At 66.8% G+C, this 223-nt stretch carries 1 protein-coding gene; it reads right to left on the bottom strand.

The annotated features are described in order from the left end of the window. On the bottom strand, positions 1–223 hold a 223-nt coding region (locus E4K09_RS18890; RefSeq protein ID WP_244610591.1), incomplete at both ends, for an ATP-binding protein.

The raw sequence follows: 223 nt of genomic DNA, 5'->3' as shown, positions 1-223 counted from the left end.
TGGTGAAGAAGGGATCAAAGGCCCGCTCCAGCACGGACACGGGCATTCCGATGCCGGTGTCCGTCACGGTGATCCGAACCCACCGCCCGTCCGGCATGGACTTGCCGGGGACTTCCGCCGGATTGGGAGACGGGCCGGTGGTTTCGGTCGCCAGGGTGATGGTGCCGCCGTCCGGCATGGCATCCTGGGCATTGAGCACCAGATTGAGCAGCGCCGCCTCGAG

Origin of the sequence: Microvirga pakistanensis (genome assembly GCF_004458765.1) — a bacterium.
GTDB classification, from domain to species: domain Bacteria; phylum Pseudomonadota; class Alphaproteobacteria; order Rhizobiales; family Beijerinckiaceae; genus Microvirga; species Microvirga pakistanensis.
The sequence above is the reverse complement of the archived record's forward strand: the minus strand, read 5'-3'. Positions and strand labels throughout refer to the sequence as shown.